Origin of the sequence: Stappia sp. TSB10GB4 (assembly GCF_900185745.1) — a bacterium.
Classification (GTDB): Bacteria; Pseudomonadota; Alphaproteobacteria; order Rhizobiales; family Stappiaceae; genus Stappia.
Genome location: NZ_FYAV01000032.1, coordinates 94,693 through 112,116 on the forward strand (window position 1 = coordinate 94,693; position 17,424 = coordinate 112,116).

20 protein-coding genes are annotated in these 17,424 nt (G+C 67.0%); 14 read left to right on the forward strand and 6 right to left on the reverse strand.

The genetic code is table 11. The features are described from left to right. Positions 1–22: 22 nt before the first annotated feature. A complete protein-coding gene (locus TSB10GB4_RS05885) occupies positions 23–1,447 on the forward strand; it encodes an FAD-binding oxidoreductase (protein ID WP_186394955.1) in 1,425 nt (474 codons plus the stop codon). A gap of 3 nt (positions 1,448–1,450) precedes the next feature. Here TSB10GB4_RS05885 and TSB10GB4_RS05890 read toward each other — a convergent pair whose 3' ends face one another. Continuing rightward, positions 1,451–2,239 carry an SOS response-associated peptidase gene (locus TSB10GB4_RS05890; RefSeq protein WP_186394956.1) on the reverse strand — a complete coding sequence of 263 codons (789 nt, stop codon included), beginning with the start codon at positions 2,237–2,239 and terminating at the stop codon, positions 1,451–1,453. A 132-nt stretch (positions 2,240–2,371) separates the two neighbouring features. Between TSB10GB4_RS05890 and TSB10GB4_RS05895 the strand changes: the two genes are divergently transcribed. From TSB10GB4_RS05895 to TSB10GB4_RS05910, 4 genes are all read left to right on the forward strand, one after another. Further along, positions 2,372–2,878: a hypothetical protein gene (locus tag TSB10GB4_RS05895; RefSeq protein ID WP_186386903.1), complete on the forward strand. Its 507-nt coding sequence runs from the start codon at positions 2,372–2,374 to the stop codon at positions 2,876–2,878. 5 nt (positions 2,879–2,883) lie between these two features. Then, positions 2,884–3,309, forward strand: coding sequence for an NUDIX hydrolase (locus tag TSB10GB4_RS05900; RefSeq protein WP_186394957.1), 426 nt, complete (start codon positions 2,884–2,886; stop codon positions 3,307–3,309). A 52-nt stretch (positions 3,310–3,361) separates the two neighbouring features. Further along, on the forward strand, positions 3,362–3,790 hold the full coding sequence (locus tag TSB10GB4_RS05905; protein ID WP_186394958.1) for a TIGR02301 family protein: 429 nt from the start codon (positions 3,362–3,364) through the stop codon (positions 3,788–3,790). Positions 3,791–3,933: 143 nt separating this feature from the next. Continuing rightward, a complete protein-coding gene (locus TSB10GB4_RS05910; RefSeq protein ID WP_186386906.1) occupies positions 3,934–4,206 on the forward strand; it encodes a hypothetical protein in 273 nt (90 codons plus the stop codon). Positions 4,207–4,282: 76 nt separating this feature from the next. Here the strand turns inward: TSB10GB4_RS05910 and TSB10GB4_RS05915 are convergent, their stop codons facing one another. Next, positions 4,283–4,909 carry a LysE family translocator gene (locus tag TSB10GB4_RS05915; RefSeq protein WP_186386907.1) on the reverse strand — a complete coding sequence of 209 codons (627 nt, stop codon included), beginning with the start codon at positions 4,907–4,909 and terminating at the stop codon, positions 4,283–4,285. A gap of 240 nt (positions 4,910–5,149) precedes the next feature. On the opposite strand from TSB10GB4_RS05915, the gene TSB10GB4_RS05920 reads away from it, so the two are divergent. Then, positions 5,150–5,836, forward strand: a complete 687-nt coding sequence (locus TSB10GB4_RS05920; RefSeq protein WP_186394959.1) for a hypothetical protein — start codon at positions 5,150–5,152, stop codon at positions 5,834–5,836. Between the two features lie 71 nt (positions 5,837–5,907). Here TSB10GB4_RS05920 and TSB10GB4_RS05925 read toward each other — a convergent pair whose 3' ends face one another. Beyond that, positions 5,908–7,179: a L,D-transpeptidase family protein gene (locus tag TSB10GB4_RS05925; RefSeq protein WP_186394960.1), complete on the reverse strand. Its 1,272-nt coding sequence runs from the start codon at positions 7,177–7,179 to the stop codon at positions 5,908–5,910. A 341-nt stretch (positions 7,180–7,520) separates the two neighbouring features. Here TSB10GB4_RS05925 and TSB10GB4_RS05930 point away from each other — a divergent pair, with 341 nt between their 5' ends. After that, complete coding sequence (locus TSB10GB4_RS05930; protein ID WP_208984482.1) at positions 7,521–8,279, forward strand: hypothetical protein; 759 nt, start codon at positions 7,521–7,523, stop codon at positions 8,277–8,279. A gap of 32 nt (positions 8,280–8,311) precedes the next feature. Here the strand turns inward: TSB10GB4_RS05930 and TSB10GB4_RS05935 are convergent, their stop codons facing one another. Together TSB10GB4_RS05935 and TSB10GB4_RS05940 are read right to left on the reverse strand one after the other, a co-directional pair. Next, complete coding sequence (locus TSB10GB4_RS05935; RefSeq protein ID WP_186394962.1) at positions 8,312–9,646, reverse strand: dihydroorotase; 1,335 nt, start codon at positions 9,644–9,646, stop codon at positions 8,312–8,314. Continuing rightward, on the reverse strand, positions 9,619–10,443 hold the full coding sequence (locus TSB10GB4_RS05940) for a class II glutamine amidotransferase (protein ID WP_186386912.1): 825 nt from the start codon (positions 10,441–10,443) through the stop codon (positions 9,619–9,621). The genes TSB10GB4_RS05935 and TSB10GB4_RS05940 overlap by 28 nt, the downstream gene beginning before the upstream one ends. Positions 10,444–10,732: 289 nt before the next feature. On the opposite strand from TSB10GB4_RS05940, the gene TSB10GB4_RS05945 reads away from it, so the two are divergent. From TSB10GB4_RS05945 to TSB10GB4_RS05960, 4 genes are all read left to right on the forward strand, one after another. Then, positions 10,733–11,662 carry a folate-binding protein YgfZ gene (locus TSB10GB4_RS05945; RefSeq protein ID WP_186394963.1) on the forward strand — a complete coding sequence of 310 codons (930 nt, stop codon included), beginning with the start codon at positions 10,733–10,735 and terminating at the stop codon, positions 11,660–11,662. A 14-nt stretch (positions 11,663–11,676) separates the two neighbouring features. Further along, on the forward strand, positions 11,677–12,321 hold the full coding sequence (locus TSB10GB4_RS05950; protein WP_186394988.1) for an HD family hydrolase: 645 nt from the start codon (positions 11,677–11,679) through the stop codon (positions 12,319–12,321). Between the two features lie 103 nt (positions 12,322–12,424). After that, positions 12,425–12,964: a tyrosine phosphatase family protein gene (locus TSB10GB4_RS05955; protein ID WP_186394964.1), complete on the forward strand. Its 540-nt coding sequence runs from the start codon at positions 12,425–12,427 to the stop codon at positions 12,962–12,964. Continuing rightward, positions 12,961–13,926, forward strand: coding sequence for an NAD regulator (locus TSB10GB4_RS05960; protein WP_186394965.1), 966 nt, complete (start codon positions 12,961–12,963; stop codon positions 13,924–13,926). Before TSB10GB4_RS05955 ends, TSB10GB4_RS05960 begins: the two co-directional genes overlap by 4 nt. Positions 13,927–13,988: 62 nt before the next feature. Here TSB10GB4_RS05960 and TSB10GB4_RS05965 read toward each other — a convergent pair whose 3' ends face one another. Continuing rightward, complete coding sequence (locus TSB10GB4_RS05965) at positions 13,989–14,438, reverse strand: MarR family winged helix-turn-helix transcriptional regulator (protein ID WP_186394966.1); 450 nt, start codon at positions 14,436–14,438, stop codon at positions 13,989–13,991. A 154-nt stretch (positions 14,439–14,592) separates the two neighbouring features. On the opposite strand from TSB10GB4_RS05965, the gene TSB10GB4_RS05970 reads away from it, so the two are divergent. The 3 genes from TSB10GB4_RS05970 to TSB10GB4_RS05980 all read left to right on the forward strand — a co-directional run bounded on the left by TSB10GB4_RS05970 (position 14,593) and on the right by TSB10GB4_RS05980 (position 17,315). Beyond that, on the forward strand, positions 14,593–15,084 hold the full coding sequence (locus tag TSB10GB4_RS05970) for a PaaI family thioesterase (RefSeq protein WP_186386917.1): 492 nt from the start codon (positions 14,593–14,595) through the stop codon (positions 15,082–15,084). A gap of 46 nt (positions 15,085–15,130) precedes the next feature. Further along, complete coding sequence (locus TSB10GB4_RS05975; protein ID WP_186394967.1) at positions 15,131–15,820, forward strand: RluA family pseudouridine synthase; 690 nt, start codon at positions 15,131–15,133, stop codon at positions 15,818–15,820. Between the two features lie 217 nt (positions 15,821–16,037). After that, positions 16,038–17,315, forward strand: coding sequence for a cell wall hydrolase (locus TSB10GB4_RS05980; protein ID WP_208984484.1), 1,278 nt, complete (start codon positions 16,038–16,040; stop codon positions 17,313–17,315). Positions 17,316–17,424: the final 109 nt, after the last annotated feature.

Consider the following 17,424-nt stretch of genomic DNA (forward strand, 5'->3'; position numbering starts at 1 on the left):
TTTTCCAGATCCCGGTCCAGCCATGTCCGACGCCAGCCTCCTCGCCCCGCTCATCGACATTGTCGGGCCGCGCAACGCCCTGACCGACCCTGCCGATACAGCCCCCTATCTGCGGGAATGGCGCGATCTCTATCAGGGGCGCACACCGGTCGTGCTGCGGCCGGGCTCGCGCGAGGAAGTGTCGGCGATCCTTGCCCATGCCGACAGGACAGGCCTGAAGATCGTGCCGCAGGGCGGCAATACCGGGCTCGTCGGCGGGCAAATTCCCGATGATTCCGCTACGGAAATCGTGCTCAGCCTCGGCCGACTGAACCGCATCCGCGATGTCGATGCGCAGGGCTATACGATGACCGTGGAGGCCGGGTGCACGCTGCAGGCGATCCATGACGCAGCCGGAGAGGTCGACCGCCTGTTCCCGCTGACGCTCGGCTCGCAAGGCTCCTGCCAGATCGGCGGCAACATCGCGACGAATGCCGGCGGCACCGCGGTCCTTGCCTATGGCAACACCCGCGACCTCGTTCTCGGACTGGAGGTCGTGCTCGCCGACGGCCGTGTCGTCGACGGGCTCCGGGGCCTGCGCAAGGACAATACCGGTTACGATCTGAAACAATTATTTATCGGCTCGGAAGGCACGCTCGGCATCCTCACGGCGGCGGTCCTGAAGCTCTATCCGCGCCCGCGCGCGCAGGATGTCGCCTTCGTCGGACTGGCCTCGCCGCAGGACGCGCTGGAGCTGTTCACCCGCGCCAGGGCCCGCGCCGGTGCCATGCTGACCGGGTTCGAACTGATGCCGCGCGTCGGGCTGGAGTTTTCCGTCCGCCACCTTGCCGGTGCGCGCGACCCGCTGCAGGCCCCCTCGCCCTGGTACGTGCTGATGGAGCTTTCCTCCGGCACGGACGGCGAGGAAGGCGAAAACCCGACCCGCATCCTGATGGAGACCATTCTCGGCGAGGCTTATGAGGCCGGACTGGTCGAAGATGCCGCCCTTGCCGAATCGGTCGCCCAAGCCTCCGCCTTCTGGCATTTGCGGCACGGCATGTCGGAGGTGCAACGCGAGGAAGGCGGCTCGATCAAGCACGATGTCTCCGTCCCCGTCGCCAGCGTTCCGGCCTTTCTCGACGAGGCGATCGCCGCCGTCGAGGCCATGGTGCCCGGCTGCCGGCCGGTGCCGTTCGGCCACATGGGCGATGGCAACATCCACTTCAACGTCAGCCAGCCGGTCGGCGCCGACAAGGCCGCCTATCTGGCGCGCTGGGACGAGATGAACGACCTCGTTCACGGCATCGTCCTGAAATATGGCGGATCGATCTCGGCCGAACACGGGATCGGTCGGCTGAAGCGGGACCTGCTCGCGCAGGTCAAGTCCCCGGTCGAGCTGGAGCTGATGCGCCGGATCAAGGCGGCCTTCGATCCCAACAACACGCTCAACCCTGGGCGTATTCTCTGACCGTCAGAACAGGTCGAGCTGGCCGGCCGCGGGTCCGGCCGGCTGCTCCTTCGCCGTCTTTCCGACCGATGCCTCGCGCGACGACGGCGCCGGTCCGCCTGGCGTCTTCTCAAGGGTGATCGGCGCGGTCAGGGCTTCGTCGTCATCGCGGGCCGAATTGACCCTCCGCGACACCGGAACGGCCTCGAAGAAATCGTCCGGCGCCGGTTTGAGCAAGGCGACCGCCTCCTTGACCGGCGTGCCGCCGACATCGAGCCAGGCGTCGAAATCCTGTCGCGCGATCACGGCCGGCATCCGGTGATGGATCGGCGCCAGCGCGCCGTTCGCCGGAACGGTCAGCAAGGCCCCCGTCTCGATCTCGCCGCCATCCGGATCGCACCACTCTTCCCAAAGACCGGCCAGGGCGACGAGGCCTCCCTGACGGGGCCGGATGTACCAGGGTTGCTTGGAGCCATCCTCGGCAAGGTGCCATTCGTAATAGCCGCTGGCCGGCACGAGGCAGCGGCGATGGCGAATGGCCGCACGGAACGAGGGCTTGTCCGCAACCGTCTCCGCCCTTGCATTGACGAGCAGCGAGAAGGTCGAGGGATCCTTCACCCATCCCGGCACCAGCCCCCAGCGCACCAGGGCAAAGCGTCTCGCCCCATGGGCCTGGCGGATGGTCGCGATGGGCTGGGTCGGCGCGATGTTGAAGCGCGGGGGCATGCCCTCGGCGCCCGGCGCGGCGCCGAGATAGTCGAAGACGCTGCGCAACTCCTCCGAAGAGGCCTTGAGGGCAAAACGGCCGCACATGAGATCCCGATCCTGTTGCCGGTCGCCGCCGGACCATCGTTTCAAGTTGCCAGTTATCGTATTCGCGCAATTAGGCAAATCGAAACCCCATGCAGTTAAAACTGCCGAGATGAGATCGTCAAAGGACGTCAAATGAGCCTCGCGGAACCGACATTGGGAGAAGGGCACCTATCGGCTGAGCGGCTCCTTGCGGCGAACATCAATCCGCGCACGGGGCTGGCCACCGACTACCTCAATCATTTCAACGAGGTGGTGATGCTGCTCGAGATGCTCCCGGATATGCCGGAATGCGCCGAGGACGTTCTTGACTGGCAGCCGCTCAGCTATGAGCAGCATTTCGAGGCCTCGAACTTCGCCGAGAAGCATCTGGCGATCGAGGCGTTCCAGGCGGCCCCTTCCACCGTGCGCAAGGCCCTGAAGGACGTTGTCGCGACCCTGGACACCGCCGTGTGCGAGAAGCAGGGCCGTTTGCGCGAAACCGACGATATCATGGCTGTGGCGCCGGCCGTCGCCCTGCAGACCGTTGAAGAGATCAAGCCGCTGATCGCCACCGCAAGTGCGATCATTCACGGCCATCTCGATGCGTCCGATGTTTCCGAGACGGACTCGCAAGCCTCGATCGACGCCCTGTTCGCTTGAGAGCCATGGGCGGTGCGAATCACCCACGGCTCGGGGTCAGCATTCTCCTGCAACAGCGGGACGAGGTGCTGTTGATCAAGCGTGGCAAGCCCCCCTTTGCCGGCCACTGGAGCCTGCCGGGCGGGACGGTCGAGTTCGGAGAGCGGCTGCGCGAGGCGGCGGCGCGCGAACTCTTCGAAGAGACCGGACTGTCGGCGCAACTGGAGCCGGTACCGGTCGAGATCGTCGAACTGGTGCCCGACACCGCCACCGGGACACGCCATTTCGTCATCGCCGTCTTCCTCGCCCGCCAGCCGGAAGGCAGGCTGCGGCCCGGCGACGACGCCGCGGATGCCGCCTTTTTTCATGCCGACACCCTCGGCGGGCTCTCCATGACGCCAGGAACCGCAGCGCGGATCCTTCGCCTGATCGGCGGCCTGCGCCCCGAATGAGGCGCGCCGCCTCCCCTTGCGGAACGAACCGGGACAGCGCATCTTGCCGGCCATGACCCGCCGATCCCGTTCCGCTTCCGGCTCCAAGCGCCTGCGAGCACTCGCCCTGCCGCTGGCCGTCCTGCTCCTTGCCGGGCTGGGGCATCCTGCCCTCGCCCAGGTGCCTCCCCGCACCGACGACCCGCCCTACGAGGCCGATCTGATGCGGCTTTCGGAGATCCTTGGCGCCCTCCATTACCTTCGCCCGCTCTGCGGGTCCCCGGACGGCAGCGTCTGGCGCGACCAGATGGAGGCGCTGCTGGAGGCGGAAGTGCAGGATGACGAGCGCAGGCGGCGCTTCATCGAGCGCTTCAACCAGGGTTATCGCGGCTTTTCCTCGGTCTATCTCAAGTGCACGCCAGCGGCCGAAGCCGCACTTGCGCGGTATATCGAGGAGGGCAGCGCCCTGACCCGCAATGTCACCACTCGCTACAACCGCTGAATTGCTAAACCGGCATTAACCATATTCCGCGGATTTTAACGAACGAGTTAAGCTTTTCTTTACGGTCCCGCCGCGACTCACGCAAAGTGAGCGCATCAAAATGCCACGCCTTTTCCGGGGCGGAGGCCAGCAGGCGGGCCGAGATGCGCGACACCGACAACACCGACGCCGAGTTCGACGAGGCGACAGCCACCGACCAGGATATCCGGCGGATGGCGCTCGGCTATATCGACCATGCCTTCGCCGAGGCCGTGGCCGACGGTCTCGATTCGGCGGCGGTGGCGCATGCCGCCTTGTTTACAGCCTTTGCCGACCTTGTCATGACCTTTGGCGAGGAAGCCGTCGCGCAACTGGCGGAAGGCCTGCCGGAGCGGGTCCGGCGCGGCGACTACACCCTGTTCAAGCCCATGCATTGATCCGCCGCGCCTTTCGCGCGGCGCTTGTCGAGACGTCAGGGCAACCCACCTGACCGCCAAACCTTGGGCCCTGCTCCTACAGATACAGATGGGCGAAGATCGCGAGGCCGAACAGGCAGAGCGTGCCGCCCGCCACACGGTTGATCCACAGCAGCCAGGTATCGTTCATCCGCTCGCGAAGATAGGACACGAGCGAGGCAAGAACGATCCACCAGCCCAGCGCCCCGGCCAGCACGCCGGCAACGAGAAACACCGCCCCCATATAGTTTCCCGGATCGGGCGCCCAATCGCCCAGGCTTCCGAAGATCGCCAGAAACCCCAGAACGACGCCGGGATTGGTGATGGTCATCACGAAGCCGCCGGCGAGCCCCGCCGTGAACCCCTTGGGCGCAGCGGCGCCGGCCTCGAAATGCGGTCTGGTCATCAGGACGCGAAGGCCGAACAGGATCACGATCAGACCGCCCACCGACTGGATGATCCAGCTCTGCTTCTCCACGAAATCGGACACGACGGTCACGCCAAACGCCGCAAAGGCCGCATAGAGCCCATCGGCCAGTACAGCCCCCAGGCCTGCGGACAGTCCGGGCAACAGGCCGGATCGGAAAGAGCGCTGGATGACAGCAATGTTGACGGGACCGACCGGAGCACTGGTGACAATGCCGATGCCGAGGCCGATGATGAAGAAGAAGATTGGTTCCTGCAAAAGCTACCGACCCTTTGCCCGCGGATGTGACCGCAGCTTGCCCTGTCGACAATCCCTATCCAAGGGCGCTGGCAAGCTCAACAGTCCGATAGAGACATTCGTGGATAGCCGCTTCGGGCGGCCGCCCATCCCTCGAAGGGCGTGGCAAACCACATACCTTGCCAAGGCGCGATTCCACCGCCAGATCACTTGGTATAGGGTCGAGTTCCACGACCTCCCCCAACGACAGGAAGGATCGACATGCACCCTGTTCCCCCGCTCGCTGCCCTCCTGCTCGCCGTCGCTTTCGGCGGCCCGGCGGTCGCGGAGGCCGCAACCGTGAAGACGGAACGGATCCAGGTGGCGCCGAGCGAGGACCCCGCAGACGGGACGCGGATCCCGTCCGACGCGCTGGAGACGCCGGCAGCGCCCCCCGAGCCCGCCACCGAAGCGTCCGGCGCGCCGGGCGTGCAGCCCGAGGCCCTGCCCGAGGTGCTCTACGGCGAGGCGGACCTGCCCAAGCCCGTCGCCCGCACCCGGTCCCAGTTGCTGGAAGCCGCCTATGCGGGCGACCTCGACCGCCTGCGCATGGTGCTGGAGGCCAACGAGATGATGCCGACGCTGACCTTCGGCGAGATGGACGACCCGATCGAGTTTCTCAAGGCCAGTTCCGGCGACGGCGAAGGCCTGGAGGTGATGGCGATCCTCACCGAGATCCTTGAGGCCGGCTATGTCCATGTCGACAAGGGCACGGCACAGGAAATGTATGTCTGGCCGTATTTCTCGCGCATCCCGCTGGCCCGGCTGACCCGGGAGCAGAAGGTCGAGATGTACCGGGTGGTCACGTCCGGGGATCTCGCCGACATGGAAGCCATGGGAGCCTGGACTTTCTATCGGGTCGGCATTGGCCCGGACGGCACCTTGCATTATTTCGTCGCCGGCGACTGAGCGAGCGGCGGGCCGCACGCAAGCGCCGCCTCGCATCGGTCCTGTCGCTGCAAGCCCCTCCAGGCGAGCGCCTATTGCCGCGTCATCACGACGAAATCGGTGCCAAGGCCCGAATGCAGGTTGAACGGCCGGTCGGTCACCATCAGCGACGAGCCGAGCGCCAGGTTCTCCTCGACGAAGGCGCGTGCCTCGTCGGTCCACTCGATCCGGTCGAGAATGGCGTTGGGTGAACGGCTGCCCGTTTCCTCCGCCGCAACGGTCATCCAGCGCGGCGCGGCGCCCGGTTCGACGTCGGCGATGGCCGTGAAGAGATGGGTGCCCAGCGGCTGATCCGCGTCCTTCAGCACCACGTTGCCGGAGTAAACCTCCTTGAAGTTGCGCCGCACATAAAGGCGACCGGTGGCAGGCCCCACCTCCCCGGCTTCGGCATAGAGGGCGCGCAGCACCAGGTCGGTCGGATTGCCGGTGATCGGCAGTTCGGCCCCCTCCTGGAACAGCCGGATGGCGGCACGGGTCTTTTGTCCCAGCACCCCGTCCACCGGACCGGGACCATAGCCGAGACGGTCGAGCACGCGCTGCATGTCGCGGATGCGCTCCTGGGGCGATGCCGGCGTCACCAGGATGCGCAGCGGCTCGGTGGGAAGCTTCAGCCCGACATCGGCGGCACCGACGGACCCGACCGTCGCCGCATCGCCGTCCGTAACGGCGCCGGGCAGGCCGGGGCGCAGTTTCACGTCAAGGCTCGCGACCGCCATCGCCGGCAGGCGGAAGGCGGGCAAGGCCGAATGGCTGACCGCGCGCGGCTCGGCGCGTTTGCGGGTGACGATCACATGGGCACCGCGATCCGTCATCGAGAAAAGCTGCTGCGCGAAGCCGCGCGGCATCCGGATGCAGCCGTGCGAGGCCGGATAGTTCGGCACCACACCCTCATGCAGGGCAATGCCGGACCAGGTCAGGCGCTGCATGAAGGGCATCGGCGCGTTGTTATAGAGATTGGAAAAATGCCGCCGGCGCTTTTCCAGGATGCTGAAAACCCCCGTCGGCGTGCCGTGCCCGCTCTTGCCGGACGAAATGCGGCTCGTCTCGACCAGGGTCGTCCCGCGATAGACCTCGAGCATCTGGTCGTCCAGCGACACGAGGATCTGCAAGGGCATGTCCGTGGCGGGCTCGGCATCCGTGCCGGCCGCCGCGCCGCCCCCCGCAACCACGGTCATCGGCGCGGGATCGCGGGCGACCGCCGGGCCGCCGGAAATGGCCAAGGCTCCAGAGGCGGTCAGCATGGCGGCAAGGGCCAGCGGAAAGCGGCTCGCCACCGGGGACGTCTTGCGTGCGTTCTCGATCATTCGCCCAACCTTCAAAGTCTCGCGGATGCGACTTGGTCCGAAACCTAGCCGAAAGCCGTAAATCCCTCGTTATTTCCAGCAGATCCTTCGCATTCGGGGCCTCAACTTACCGTGATTGCCGTCACAGGCCTGCGTTTCCCGGCGCCGGGACCGATTCGCGACTGTCCACATGAAAGCGCCCATCAACACAAAAATAACCTTGCGCAGACCGGACAGTTCCTGATTGCGACTCAGGTCGCGATTCGGAATCGTTTAACCAAGACGGCCCCTCCGGCCGGGAAGCCCAGACGACAAGACAAATGATCGCGCCGCCCAAGTCGGGGCCGGCAAAGGAGATTGCCGTGTTCAAGTGCCAGAACAGCCAGAACCGCGCCAGCACCCCGCTCTTCACGGATATCAACGACATCCGCATGTCCGATTGCCCCGTCGAGGTCGACGCCCTGCCGGCGGTGAACAGGCTGCTGCATCATCATCCCTGCTTCCGCAACATGAGCGAGACCTTCGAGGCCGGGCTTTTCGACATTTTCGAGATGAATTTCGTGGAGTGCAATCCGGTCCAGGAGCGGGCCTTGCGCGAATTGGTGCATCTGCTGTCGCGGCGCATCCTCGACATCTTCGAGGCCTCGCTCCTGATGAAGCAGCTCGCGCTGGAGGACGGCACGGCGGTGCTGGCGAGCGGCCAGATCTCCGCCTTCATCGAGACCGCCCGAGAGGAGGCGCAAATCCAGTGCCTCGACATCAACGAGTTGCGGCCGGCCTCCGAGGACCTCGCCTATGCGGCGGTGCTCAGGACGATCTTCGAGGAACTGCGCGCCTATCTCGGCTTGCCGACGCTCGATCTCGAATTCCTCATCACCGACATCAAGACCTGCATGGATCTGGTGATCCAGCGGCATGTGTGGCGGCGCATCCGCATCGAGACGGAAACTCATCGCCGGGTCGGCGAGCAGATCGAATCGCTGATGGCGCTCGCCAGCGACGCGGGACACACCCGAATCCCCCGGCTCTTCACCATTCGCCCGATCCCGGCAAGCGCCCGCATCGCATCGATCACGGCGGTCTTCGGCAGCGGTCGCGGCTCCCTGCCCAGCCCGGCCTAAGCCCGTCCCCTCGCCCGTCCTGAACGCCGCGTTCAGCCGCGCGGCAAGGCTTCGTGAAACAGCACCGGCTCGCCGGTCGAGGGCGCGGCGAGGTCCCCCTGCCACATGGCAAGGCGGCCCCGCACCATCGTACCGACCGGCCAGCCCTGAACGGACGTGCCGTCATAGGGCGTCCAGCCGCATTTCGAGGCGATCCAGCCGTTGGTGATCGTCTCGCGGCGCTTCATGTCGACGATGGTAAAGTCGGCGTCATAGCCGAGCGCGATCCGCCCCTTGCGGGCGATGCCGAAGAGCCGCTGCGGCCCGGCCGAGGTCATGTCGACGAATCGGGCAAGGCTGAGCCGGCCGGCATTCACATGGTCGAGCATGATCGGCACCAGGGTCTGCACGCCGGTCATGCCCGAGGGCGAGGCCGGATAGTCCTTCCGCTTTTCCTCCAGAAGATGCGGCGCGTGGTCGGAGCCGAAAATATCCAGCAGCCCCTGCTCCAGGCCCCACCAGAGCCGGTCGCGATGGCGCTGTGCCCGCACCGGCGGGTTCATCTGCGCCAGCGTGCCGATCCGGTCATAGGCTTCTTCGGTCAGCGTCAGGTGGTGCGGCGTCACCTCGATGGAGGCGACATCCTTGTGCGGTATGAGGAAATCCACCTCCTCCGCGGTCGACAGATGCAGGATGTGGATGCGCGCTCCGACGGAGCGGGCGATGCCGACCAGCCGCTGCGTGCAGGTCAGCGCGGCGATCTCATCACGCCAGACCGGGTGCGAGCGGGGATCGCCCGGCCGGCGTTCGCCGGCGCGCTCGCGCAGGCGGAACTCGTCCTCGCTGTGAAAGGCCGCACGCCGCCGCGTCTTCGACAGGATGCGGGCAACGCCCTCATCGTCCTCCACCAGCAGATCGCCGGTCGAGGATCCCATGAACACCTTGATGCCGGCGGCTCCCGGCAACCGCTCCAACTCGGGCAGGTCGTCGACATTGTCGCGCGTGCCGCCCACCCAGAAGGCGAAATCGCAATGCATGCGGTGCCGGCCGCGAGATACCTTGTCTTCCAGCGTCGCGGCACTGGTCGTCAGCGGATTGGTGTTCGGCATCTCGAACACGGCGGTGACGCCGCCCATCACCGCAGCGCGCGAGCCGGATTCAAGGTCTTCCTTGTGCTCCAGTCCGGGCTCGCGGAAATGCACCTGCGTGTCGATCACCCCGGGAAGAACATGCAGGCCCCGGCAATCGACCACTTCGCCGGCCGAGGTTTCGGCAAAGCTGCCGATCCCGGCGATCCGGCCGGCGGAGACGGCGATATCCCGTTCGATCGCACCGTCCTGATTGACGACGGTGCCTCCCTTCAGGACGAGATCGAACGTAGGGGACATGCGGCGCTCCTTGCTGCCTGGACCTGATCGATTGCATGAACGGCGAGCCGCTCAGGCCCCAGTTCATACAGGAGATCCGGCTCGACCGCACGCCAGCGTGCGCAACGTCCTTCCAGCGGCTCGGAGGCAAAGGCCCGCCCGCCGTGGTCGAGGCAGTCGGAGAGATAGAGCGTCGGCGCCTGGCCGTCGTCGGCGAAACGGAAGGCGAAGATCCGCGCGCCATCGCTGAAGGCGCAGGTGAGGCGGATCGGCTGGCCGGCCGTCCCGCGCCGCCCGGCGATCGCCATGAGCTGTGCCAGCGTCGTGCGAAGCGCGGTCGGCGCATCCTCGTCGAGACCGTTGGACAGCATCATCAGGAAGAACAGCTCCGAATCGGTCGTGCCCCGGCGCAAAGCGTAGTAGTCGTCGGCGATCACCGCCTCCATGTCGCGCCGCAGATGGCCGAAATTGCCGATGCCGCCATTGTGCATGAAGGCCCAGCGCCCATGGGTGAAGGGATGGCAGTTCTCGCGGGAGGACGCGCCGGTCGTCGCCGCCCGCACATGCGCCAGGAAGAGGCCGGAGCGCACCAGCCGGCAGATGCTCGGCAGATTGGTGTCGGCCCAGGCCGGCAGCACGTCCTTGAACAGGCCGGGTTCGGGAAGGTGGCCGTACCAGGCGATGCCGAAACCGTCGCCATTGACGCGCAGTTTCGCCTCCTGGGCATCCTGGCTCTGGACCAGCAGCGAGTGGCGCGGACGGGCGATGATATTTTCCAGCGGAATTTCGGCACCGATATAGGCAGCCAGGCGACACATGTCAGCAAACCCCAGAAACCGCCGGACATGCCGGCTGCAGGCCAGAAAGTGGAGTACGAGTCCGGTGAGGATGGTAATGTCAATGGGGTAACAAACCGTGTCGAATTTTCGGCATCCGGTCCCGCCCTCAGGCTTTTGTGCGAGTTTCCCACCGAGCGGCCACGAAGCCCGCCCTCCCCTTGTTGGCCGCGCCGTTCAGGCCTAAGTCGCCAGAAACGGATTGCGGTCGGCATGAGTCGGACTGCACCATCGGCCTTCACCGCGACGAGATCGAAGGAGCGGCCACGCGATGAGTGAAGACACTTGCAGGACGGATCCCGCCCCGGCCACCGGCCAGGGGGTAGAGACCGTCTTCGTTCCCCTTCCCGCACGCGCCGTGCTTCGCGTCGCGGGGGCGGACGCACACGGCTTCCTGCAGAACCTTTTGACCTGCGACATGGACGCCGTCGATGCGACCGGAGCCGGCTATGGCGCCCTGCTGACGCCGCAGGGCAAGATCCTGTTCGACTTCCTGGTGATGCCGGCTGACGGCGGCTATCTCCTCGACACCTGGCGAGAGACGGCAAGCGAGCTGGCGCGCCGGCTCGGCTTCTACAAGCTGCGCTCGAAGGTGGACATCGCCGATGCCAGCGAGACGCTGACGGTCGCGGCCGCCTTCGGGCGCAAGCCGGAGGCGGAGAGCTGCCTCGTCGTCGCCGACCCCCGCCTTGCCGGGTTCGGCTGGCGCGTGATCGGCCCGCCCGTCATCGTCGGCGCCCTTGCCGGTGGCGAGACCGAGGCGAGCTACCACGCGCGCCGCGTTGCCTTCGGTCTGCCGGAAGCGCCGTTCGATTTCGCGCTCGGTGATGCCTTCCCGCATGATGCGGACATGGACGATCTCAACGGCGTCGCCTTCGACAAGGGCTGCTTCATCGGCCAGGAAGTGGTCAGCCGCATGCGCCATCGCGGCACGGCGCGGCGCCGCATCGTCCAGGTGACCGGCACGCGCGACCTGCCCGCCACGGGAACGGAGATCCTCGCCGGCGACAAGCCGGCCGGAACGCTGGGGACCGTCGCCGGCGACGCCGGCCTCGCGCTTGTCAGGCTCGACCGGATCGCCCAGGCCCGGGCTCGCGGCGAGCCGGTGACGGCGGGCGGCGTGCCGCTGGAGCCGGCCTTGCCGGCGTTCGCCCGCTTCGCCTGGCCGGAGCCCTCCGCCAGCGCCGAGACAGCCGAATGACGGCGGGCGCCCCGATGATCCGACCGGCACGAAAGAAAACGGAGCCCTTGCGGGCCTGGCAGCGCATGCTGTCCGGCCGGCGGCTGGACCTGCTCGACCCCTCGCCGCTCGATGTCGAGATCGAGGACATCGCTCACGGCCTTGCGCGCGTCGCGCGCTGGAACGGCCAGACGGTCGGCGACCACGCCTTCTCCGTCGCCGAGCATTCGTTGCTGGTGGAGCGGCTTGCGCTGCGGATCGAGCCCGGACTTTCGCCGGAAAGCCGCCTGACGATCCTGCTGCACGATGCCCCCGAATATGTCATCGGCGACATGATCTCGCCGTTCAAGGCGGTGATGGGCGGCAGCTACAAGGAGATCGAGGCGCGGTTGCAGGCCGCGATCCATCTGCGGTTCTCCCTGCCCGCGACGACGCCGGCGGTCCTGCGCAAGCTGACCAAGAAGGCCGACCACATCGCCGCCTATTTCGAGGCGGTGGAACTGGCCGGCTTCGACGACGAGGAGGCCGTCCGACTGTTCGGCGCGCCGACGGGGTTTCCGACGCGCCGCGGCCAGCCGCCCCGTCTCGGCCTGCGCGCCTTGCCGGCGGCGGACGCACAAAGACTGTTCCTTGAACGATTTTCCGAGTTGGACCGACGCCGTTCCCCGTCCGGCCGGTGACAGGCCCCACGTCACACCCTAAATAAATCGGAACCTGGAATATAGAACCTCACCGACCTCGCGAGGCGATGGGGCCGCACCGCAAACCGCCACCGGAGATGCCATGATAACCGTCTGTTCGCTCGCCCGTTTGCAGGACACCGTGGAGCGGACCGGCGCGCGCCGGATGATCACCTTGATCAATGCGGGAACGCGGGTGGATCGACCCGAAATCATCACTACCGAGAACCATCTGTTCCTGGCCTTCAACGACATCACCGCCCCGGCGGAAGGGTTGACGCCTCCCGGCGAGGCCCATGTTCGCGACCTGCTCGATTTCGTTCACGACTGGGACCGGACGACGCCGATGGTGATCCACTGCTTCGCCGGCATCAGCCGGTCGACGGCAGCGGCCTTCATCACCACCTGCGCACTGGCGCCCACCGCCAATGAGATGGCGCTGGCGACGGCCCTGCGCCGCGCCTCTGCCTCGGCAACGCCGAACTCCCGGCTCGTCGCGCTCGCCGACGAGGTACTCGGGCGCAACGGCCGCATGGTCGAGGCCGTCCGCTCCATCGGCCGGGGAGCCGATGCCTTCGAGGGCACGCCGTTCAGCCTGTCCGTCGCACCGCGCGACCCGCGCCCGGTTCCGGGGCGTGCATGATCGAGATCGGTCTCAACGCCGTCATCGTCTCCGTTGCCGCTCCCCAGCCGCAGGTTCTGACCATCGCGGCCCCTCCGGACCCCCGCGTCCCCTCGCTCCCGTTCGGCCCCTTCGATCCGACCCGCCACCGCACCTTCGAGATCGGCCTGCGCGAATGGGTGGAGGAGCAGACCGCCTTGAAGCTCGGCTATGTCGAGCAGCTCTACACGTTCGGCGACCGGGGCCGTCACCACATCCATTCCGATGCCGGGCCGCATGTGGTTTCCGTCGGCTATCTCGCGCTGGCGCGCCAGACCCCGAAGTCCGACGAAACCCTGACCCAGCAGAACGCCCAATGGCGGTCCTGGTACTCGTTCTTCCCCTGGGAGGACTGGCGCGACGGCATGCCGGCCATCGTCGAGCGCGAGATCCTGCCCGCCCTGGAGCGATGGACGAATGCCCCCGTTCCCAGACACAGCCCGCCGCGCGGCAACACCCGCGAGGACCGGGTGCACCAGGCCTTCGCCATCACCGACGGGATGTGGAACGAGGAGCGCGTGCTCGACCGCTACGAGATGCTCTATGAAGCCGGGCTGCTGGAAGAGGCGCGCCGCGACGGGCGCCCCGCGGCGCAGGGGCGCGACAGCCTGCCGCCGCTCGGGCAGCCGATGCTGCACGATCACCGCAGGATCCTGGCGACCGCCATCTCGCGGCTGCGGACCAAGCTGAAATACCGGCCGCTGATCTTCGAGCTGATGCCGCATGTCTTCACCCTGACCGACCTGCAGCGCTGCGTCGAGGCGATCTCCGGCCGGCACATTCACAAGCAGAACTTCCGCCGGCTCGTCGAGAAGGGCGACCTGGTGGAGCCCACGGGCGAAACCTCGACCCAGACCGGCGGGCGCCCGGCTGCCCTGTTCCGCTTCCGCCACGAGGTCCTGAAGGAACGCCCGGCCCTCGGGCTGCGGGTCGGCGGGCGCTAGAGCATATTGAATCTGGGCCGATTTCTTATCGATCAGGCAATTCCGCCCGATCGGAGAGCGCTCTAGCGCCCCGTCTTCTGCACATAGGTCTGCGTCGCCGCCTCGGCCTCTTCCAGCAGATCCCAGAGCTGCGCCACCTTGTCCGGCCCCATGGCTCGGCGCAGGGCGCCTTCCGCCCGGCGCCAGCCGGAGACTGCCACCTCGAACTCCGTCCGGCCGGCCGTTGTCAGCGTAAAGCGGCGCTCGCGGCGGTCGGTCCCCGGCGCTCCCACGACCAGACCTGACGCATCGAGGCGCTCCAATGCACGGGTCAGGGTGCTGCGATCCGCCCCCACCACGTCGGTCAGCTCGGAAGCCGTCATCGCCTGGACTTCAGCAAGCGCAGCGAGAACGGCGAACTGCTGGGGCGTCAGGCCGCTGCCGCTGTCGGCGATGGCCCGCTCGTAGAGACGCGTGACGACACGTCCGGCCCGGTGGATGCGGTGACAGGAGCAAAGGAGGTTGGATGCCATGCGGCAGCCTATCACACCGACCCTATGCGTGCATAGGCACGCAGTTCCGGCATTCCCTTGATCGGAAGAAGCCCCGACTGTTCAGCCTGGCGCGCTTGCGCGCGCTCTCGCCTCATGTTTATGTGCATATGCACGCTTATGAGAGGACTGACAGATGAATATCGAGACTCGGAGCTTCGGCCTTGCCGATCCGGCTGAAGCGGCAAAGCTCACAGGCATCGGGCAACTGGAGGCGATGCTGACTGGCCGCTTCCCGGCCCCGCCCATCTGCCGGACGATGAATTTCATTCTCACAGCGGCGACGGAGGACGGGTTCGCCCGTTTCGAGGGCGAGCCGTCCTTCGATCATTACAATCCGCTCGGCACGGTACATGGCGGCTGGATCGCAGCCATTCTGGACTCCGCCCTCGGCTGCGCGGTTCACGCAACCCTCGGTGCCGGTGAGGGTTATACGACCATCGAGTTCAAGGTGAACAACGTGCGGCCGGCCTTCGAGACCAGCGGCCTTCTCACCTGCGAAGGCAGGGTGCTGCACCGGGGCCGGCGCATGGCGACCTCCGAAGCCCGGCTCGTCGACAGGGCCGGGAAGCTGATCGCCCATGGCGTCGAGACCTGCATGATCTTCCCCGCCGGCGAGCCACGCTGACAGCAAGCCGCTTGCACTGGCGCGTTCCGGCGCTATTGATCCGCTCATGTCGAGCCAGCACCAGCCCCAAGTCCGGCCCCTGCCCGAGCGCATCTATGCCCCCGCACGCGAGCCGTTCCTCGTCGTGCTGCATCGCGACGCGGACATTCTGGTGATCGACAAGCCGAGCGGCCTGCTCACCGTTCCGGGCAAGGACCCGGCGCTTGCCGACTGCGTCGCGGCCCGGGCCCTGTCGCTCGATCCCGATGCCCGCATCGTCCACCGGCTCGACATGGACACGTCCGGCGTGCTGGTCCTGGCGATGAACCCGACCGCGCACCGGCATCTCGGCCTGCAGTTCGAACGGCGCCATGTCGCCAAGACCTATGTGGCGCGGGTCGCCGGCAATGTCGGCGAGGATCGCGGCACCATCGACCTGCCGCTTCGCTGCGACTGGCCCAACCGACCCCGGCAGATGGTCGATCCGCAGCAGGGGCGGCCGGCGCGAACCCATTGGAGCGTCATCGCCCGCGAACAGGACGCGACCCGGTTGCTGCTGGAGCCGGTGACCGGCCGGTCGCACCAGTTGCGGGTGCATCTGTGCGCCCTCGGCCACCCGATTCTCGGCGACCCGCTCTATGGCAGTGCTGAGTCGCAACGAGCCGCTCCGCGGCTGCACCTGCACGCGGCCAGCCTGACGCTGCATCATCCCGAGGGCGGAAAGCGCATCACCTTCTCCTCCCCCTGCCCGTTCTAGAAACGCCTGTCCGGCAAACCATTTCCGCCGGTTCGGCGCTCCCGGCATTAACCAAGAGCAGGCCCGCGCTCCCCCGTCCGGCGGAAGATTTCCGCGGAGTTTCGGCCCTATTAACCCTCTCTCAAGGTTAAAAGGCGACGATCAAGTCGAACGATCCCGCGTCGGCCTCTGGCTCGGCGCTCAGACCCGATAGCCGCATGGACCGGAGTTGCCGCGTATGACTGGCACGGTGCAGACATTCGAACCCCGCCAGGTTCCGAGTTGGCTCCTCACACGGGACGTCGGCCCGACGCGCAAGCGCCGTAGCGGCAAGACCCGCAGGATTGCACGATGGCGCCTCGCGGTTCTCGCGCCGGCCGCCTATCTTGCCTGGACCGGCGGCATCGCCCAGCAGGACATCACCGCCCTCATCGAAGCGACCCGGGGCAACGCCCCGCGCTGGATGTCCGCCATCGAGGCGGCTCCGCATTCGAGCAGCATCGCGCCCAGCCTCGTTCTGGCCGATGCCTCCCAGGGGCGCACGCCCGACACGCCCGACTACGCCGTGACCAATGCGGCTCCCGGAACCGACGCCGCCGTCATTCGCGGCCTTGAGAACTTCGCCAAGGAAAGTGCGCCGAAGGCTCCTCCCGCGCAAACGCCGGTCAACCGCAAGGTCAAGGGCGACCGCTTCGTCTCGCTCGCTCCGGACCGCCAGATGACCGGCGTCGCCGCCGGCTCGGTCTACACGATGGCCAGCCTGATCGGTACCAAGAGCCAGCCCGACCTGCCGCACGTCGCCTTCGTGCGCCCCAATCTTCCGACCGCGGCCGAGACGACGGCAGTGGCCAGCGCCAAGGGCAAGACGAAGGGCGAGGCGCTCGACCTCGTTCGCCTTGCCATGGCCCGCAACGTTGCCGCGACGAGCGTCTCCTATGCCAGCGCCTATGCGCCGCAGGGCATGGACAACGTGCGCGCGCCGTTTGAGGCGCTGCTGGGCGGCTCCGGCCTGCCGCAGAGCGCGGAAGACGAAGCGGCGCTCGAGACCAATGCCAGGAGCGATCCGTTCTGGTGGGCGGACCGGGCCTTGCCGGCAAGCGTGATCACCGCCAAGGAGCAGCGCTGCCTGGCCGAGGCCGTCTATTTCGAGGCGCGCGGCGAGCCGCTGGACGGTCAGGTGGCCGTGGCGCAGGTCGTCCTCAACCGGGTTCGCAACCCGGCCTATCCGGAGACCATCTGCAAGGTGGTCTACCAGAACCGGCATCTGCGCAACCGCTGCCAGTTCTCGTTCGCCTGCGACGGCATTCCCGACGTGATCAACGAGAAGCCGCAGTGGGAGCGTGCCCAGAAAGTGGCGCGCGAGACGGTCTCCGGGCAGCGCTACCTGGAAAAGGTCGGAGCCTCGACCCACTACCACGCCACCTATGTGAACCCCCGCTGGTCGCGCTACATGAAGCGGCTGGAGCGGATCGGCCAGCACATCTTCTACCGCACGAAAGGTGGCGGCTGGAGCTGATACGCTCCGCCCGTCCCCCCGCTTTCCCGGCCGCGCGGCGGCGTTTTCCCCGCTATCCAGACGGGCTGGGCTGCCGTGCTGCGCGCCGGCAGGCTTCCGTTCAGCATTT

Coding starts and splice junctions, on each gene's coding strand:
- TSB10GB4_RS05960 (WP_186394965.1), top strand. CDS start 12,961: ATGATCGAGATCGGTCTCAACGCCGTCATCGTCTCCGTTGCCGCTCCC.
- TSB10GB4_RS05980 (WP_208984484.1), top strand. CDS start 16,038: ATGACTGGCACGGTGCAGACATTCGAACCCCGCCAGGTTCCGAGTTGG.
- TSB10GB4_RS05920 (WP_186394959.1), top strand. CDS start 5,150: ATGCACCCTGTTCCCCCGCTCGCTGCCCTCCTGCTCGCCGTCGCTTTC.
- TSB10GB4_RS05940 (WP_186386912.1), bottom strand. CDS start 10,443: ATGTGTCGCCTGGCTGCCTATATCGGTGCCGAAATTCCGCTGGAAAAT.
- TSB10GB4_RS05945 (WP_186394963.1), top strand. CDS start 10,733: ATGAGTGAAGACACTTGCAGGACGGATCCCGCCCCGGCCACCGGCCAG.
- TSB10GB4_RS05955 (WP_186394964.1), top strand. CDS start 12,425: ATGATAACCGTCTGTTCGCTCGCCCGTTTGCAGGACACCGTGGAGCGG.
- TSB10GB4_RS05970 (WP_186386917.1), top strand. CDS start 14,593: ATGAATATCGAGACTCGGAGCTTCGGCCTTGCCGATCCGGCTGAAGCG.
- TSB10GB4_RS05925 (WP_186394960.1), bottom strand. CDS start 7,179: ATGATCGAGAACGCACGCAAGACGTCCCCGGTGGCGAGCCGCTTTCCG.
- TSB10GB4_RS05910 (WP_186386906.1), top strand. CDS start 3,934: ATGCGCGACACCGACAACACCGACGCCGAGTTCGACGAGGCGACAGCC.
- TSB10GB4_RS05965 (WP_186394966.1), bottom strand. CDS start 14,438: ATGGCATCCAACCTCCTTTGCTCCTGTCACCGCATCCACCGGGCCGGA.
- TSB10GB4_RS05935 (WP_186394962.1), bottom strand. CDS start 9,646: ATGTCCCCTACGTTCGATCTCGTCCTGAAGGGAGGCACCGTCGTCAAT.
- TSB10GB4_RS05890 (WP_186394956.1), bottom strand. CDS start 2,239: ATGTGCGGCCGTTTTGCCCTCAAGGCCTCTTCGGAGGAGTTGCGCAGC.
- TSB10GB4_RS05900 (WP_186394957.1), top strand. CDS start 2,884: ATGGGCGGTGCGAATCACCCACGGCTCGGGGTCAGCATTCTCCTGCAA.
- TSB10GB4_RS05975 (WP_186394967.1), top strand. CDS start 15,131: ATGTCGAGCCAGCACCAGCCCCAAGTCCGGCCCCTGCCCGAGCGCATC.
- TSB10GB4_RS05895 (WP_186386903.1), top strand. CDS start 2,372: ATGAGCCTCGCGGAACCGACATTGGGAGAAGGGCACCTATCGGCTGAG.
- TSB10GB4_RS05950 (WP_186394988.1), top strand. CDS start 11,677: ATGATCCGACCGGCACGAAAGAAAACGGAGCCCTTGCGGGCCTGGCAG.
- TSB10GB4_RS05905 (WP_186394958.1), top strand. CDS start 3,362: ATGACCCGCCGATCCCGTTCCGCTTCCGGCTCCAAGCGCCTGCGAGCA.
- TSB10GB4_RS05885 (WP_186394955.1), top strand. CDS start 23: ATGTCCGACGCCAGCCTCCTCGCCCCGCTCATCGACATTGTCGGGCCG.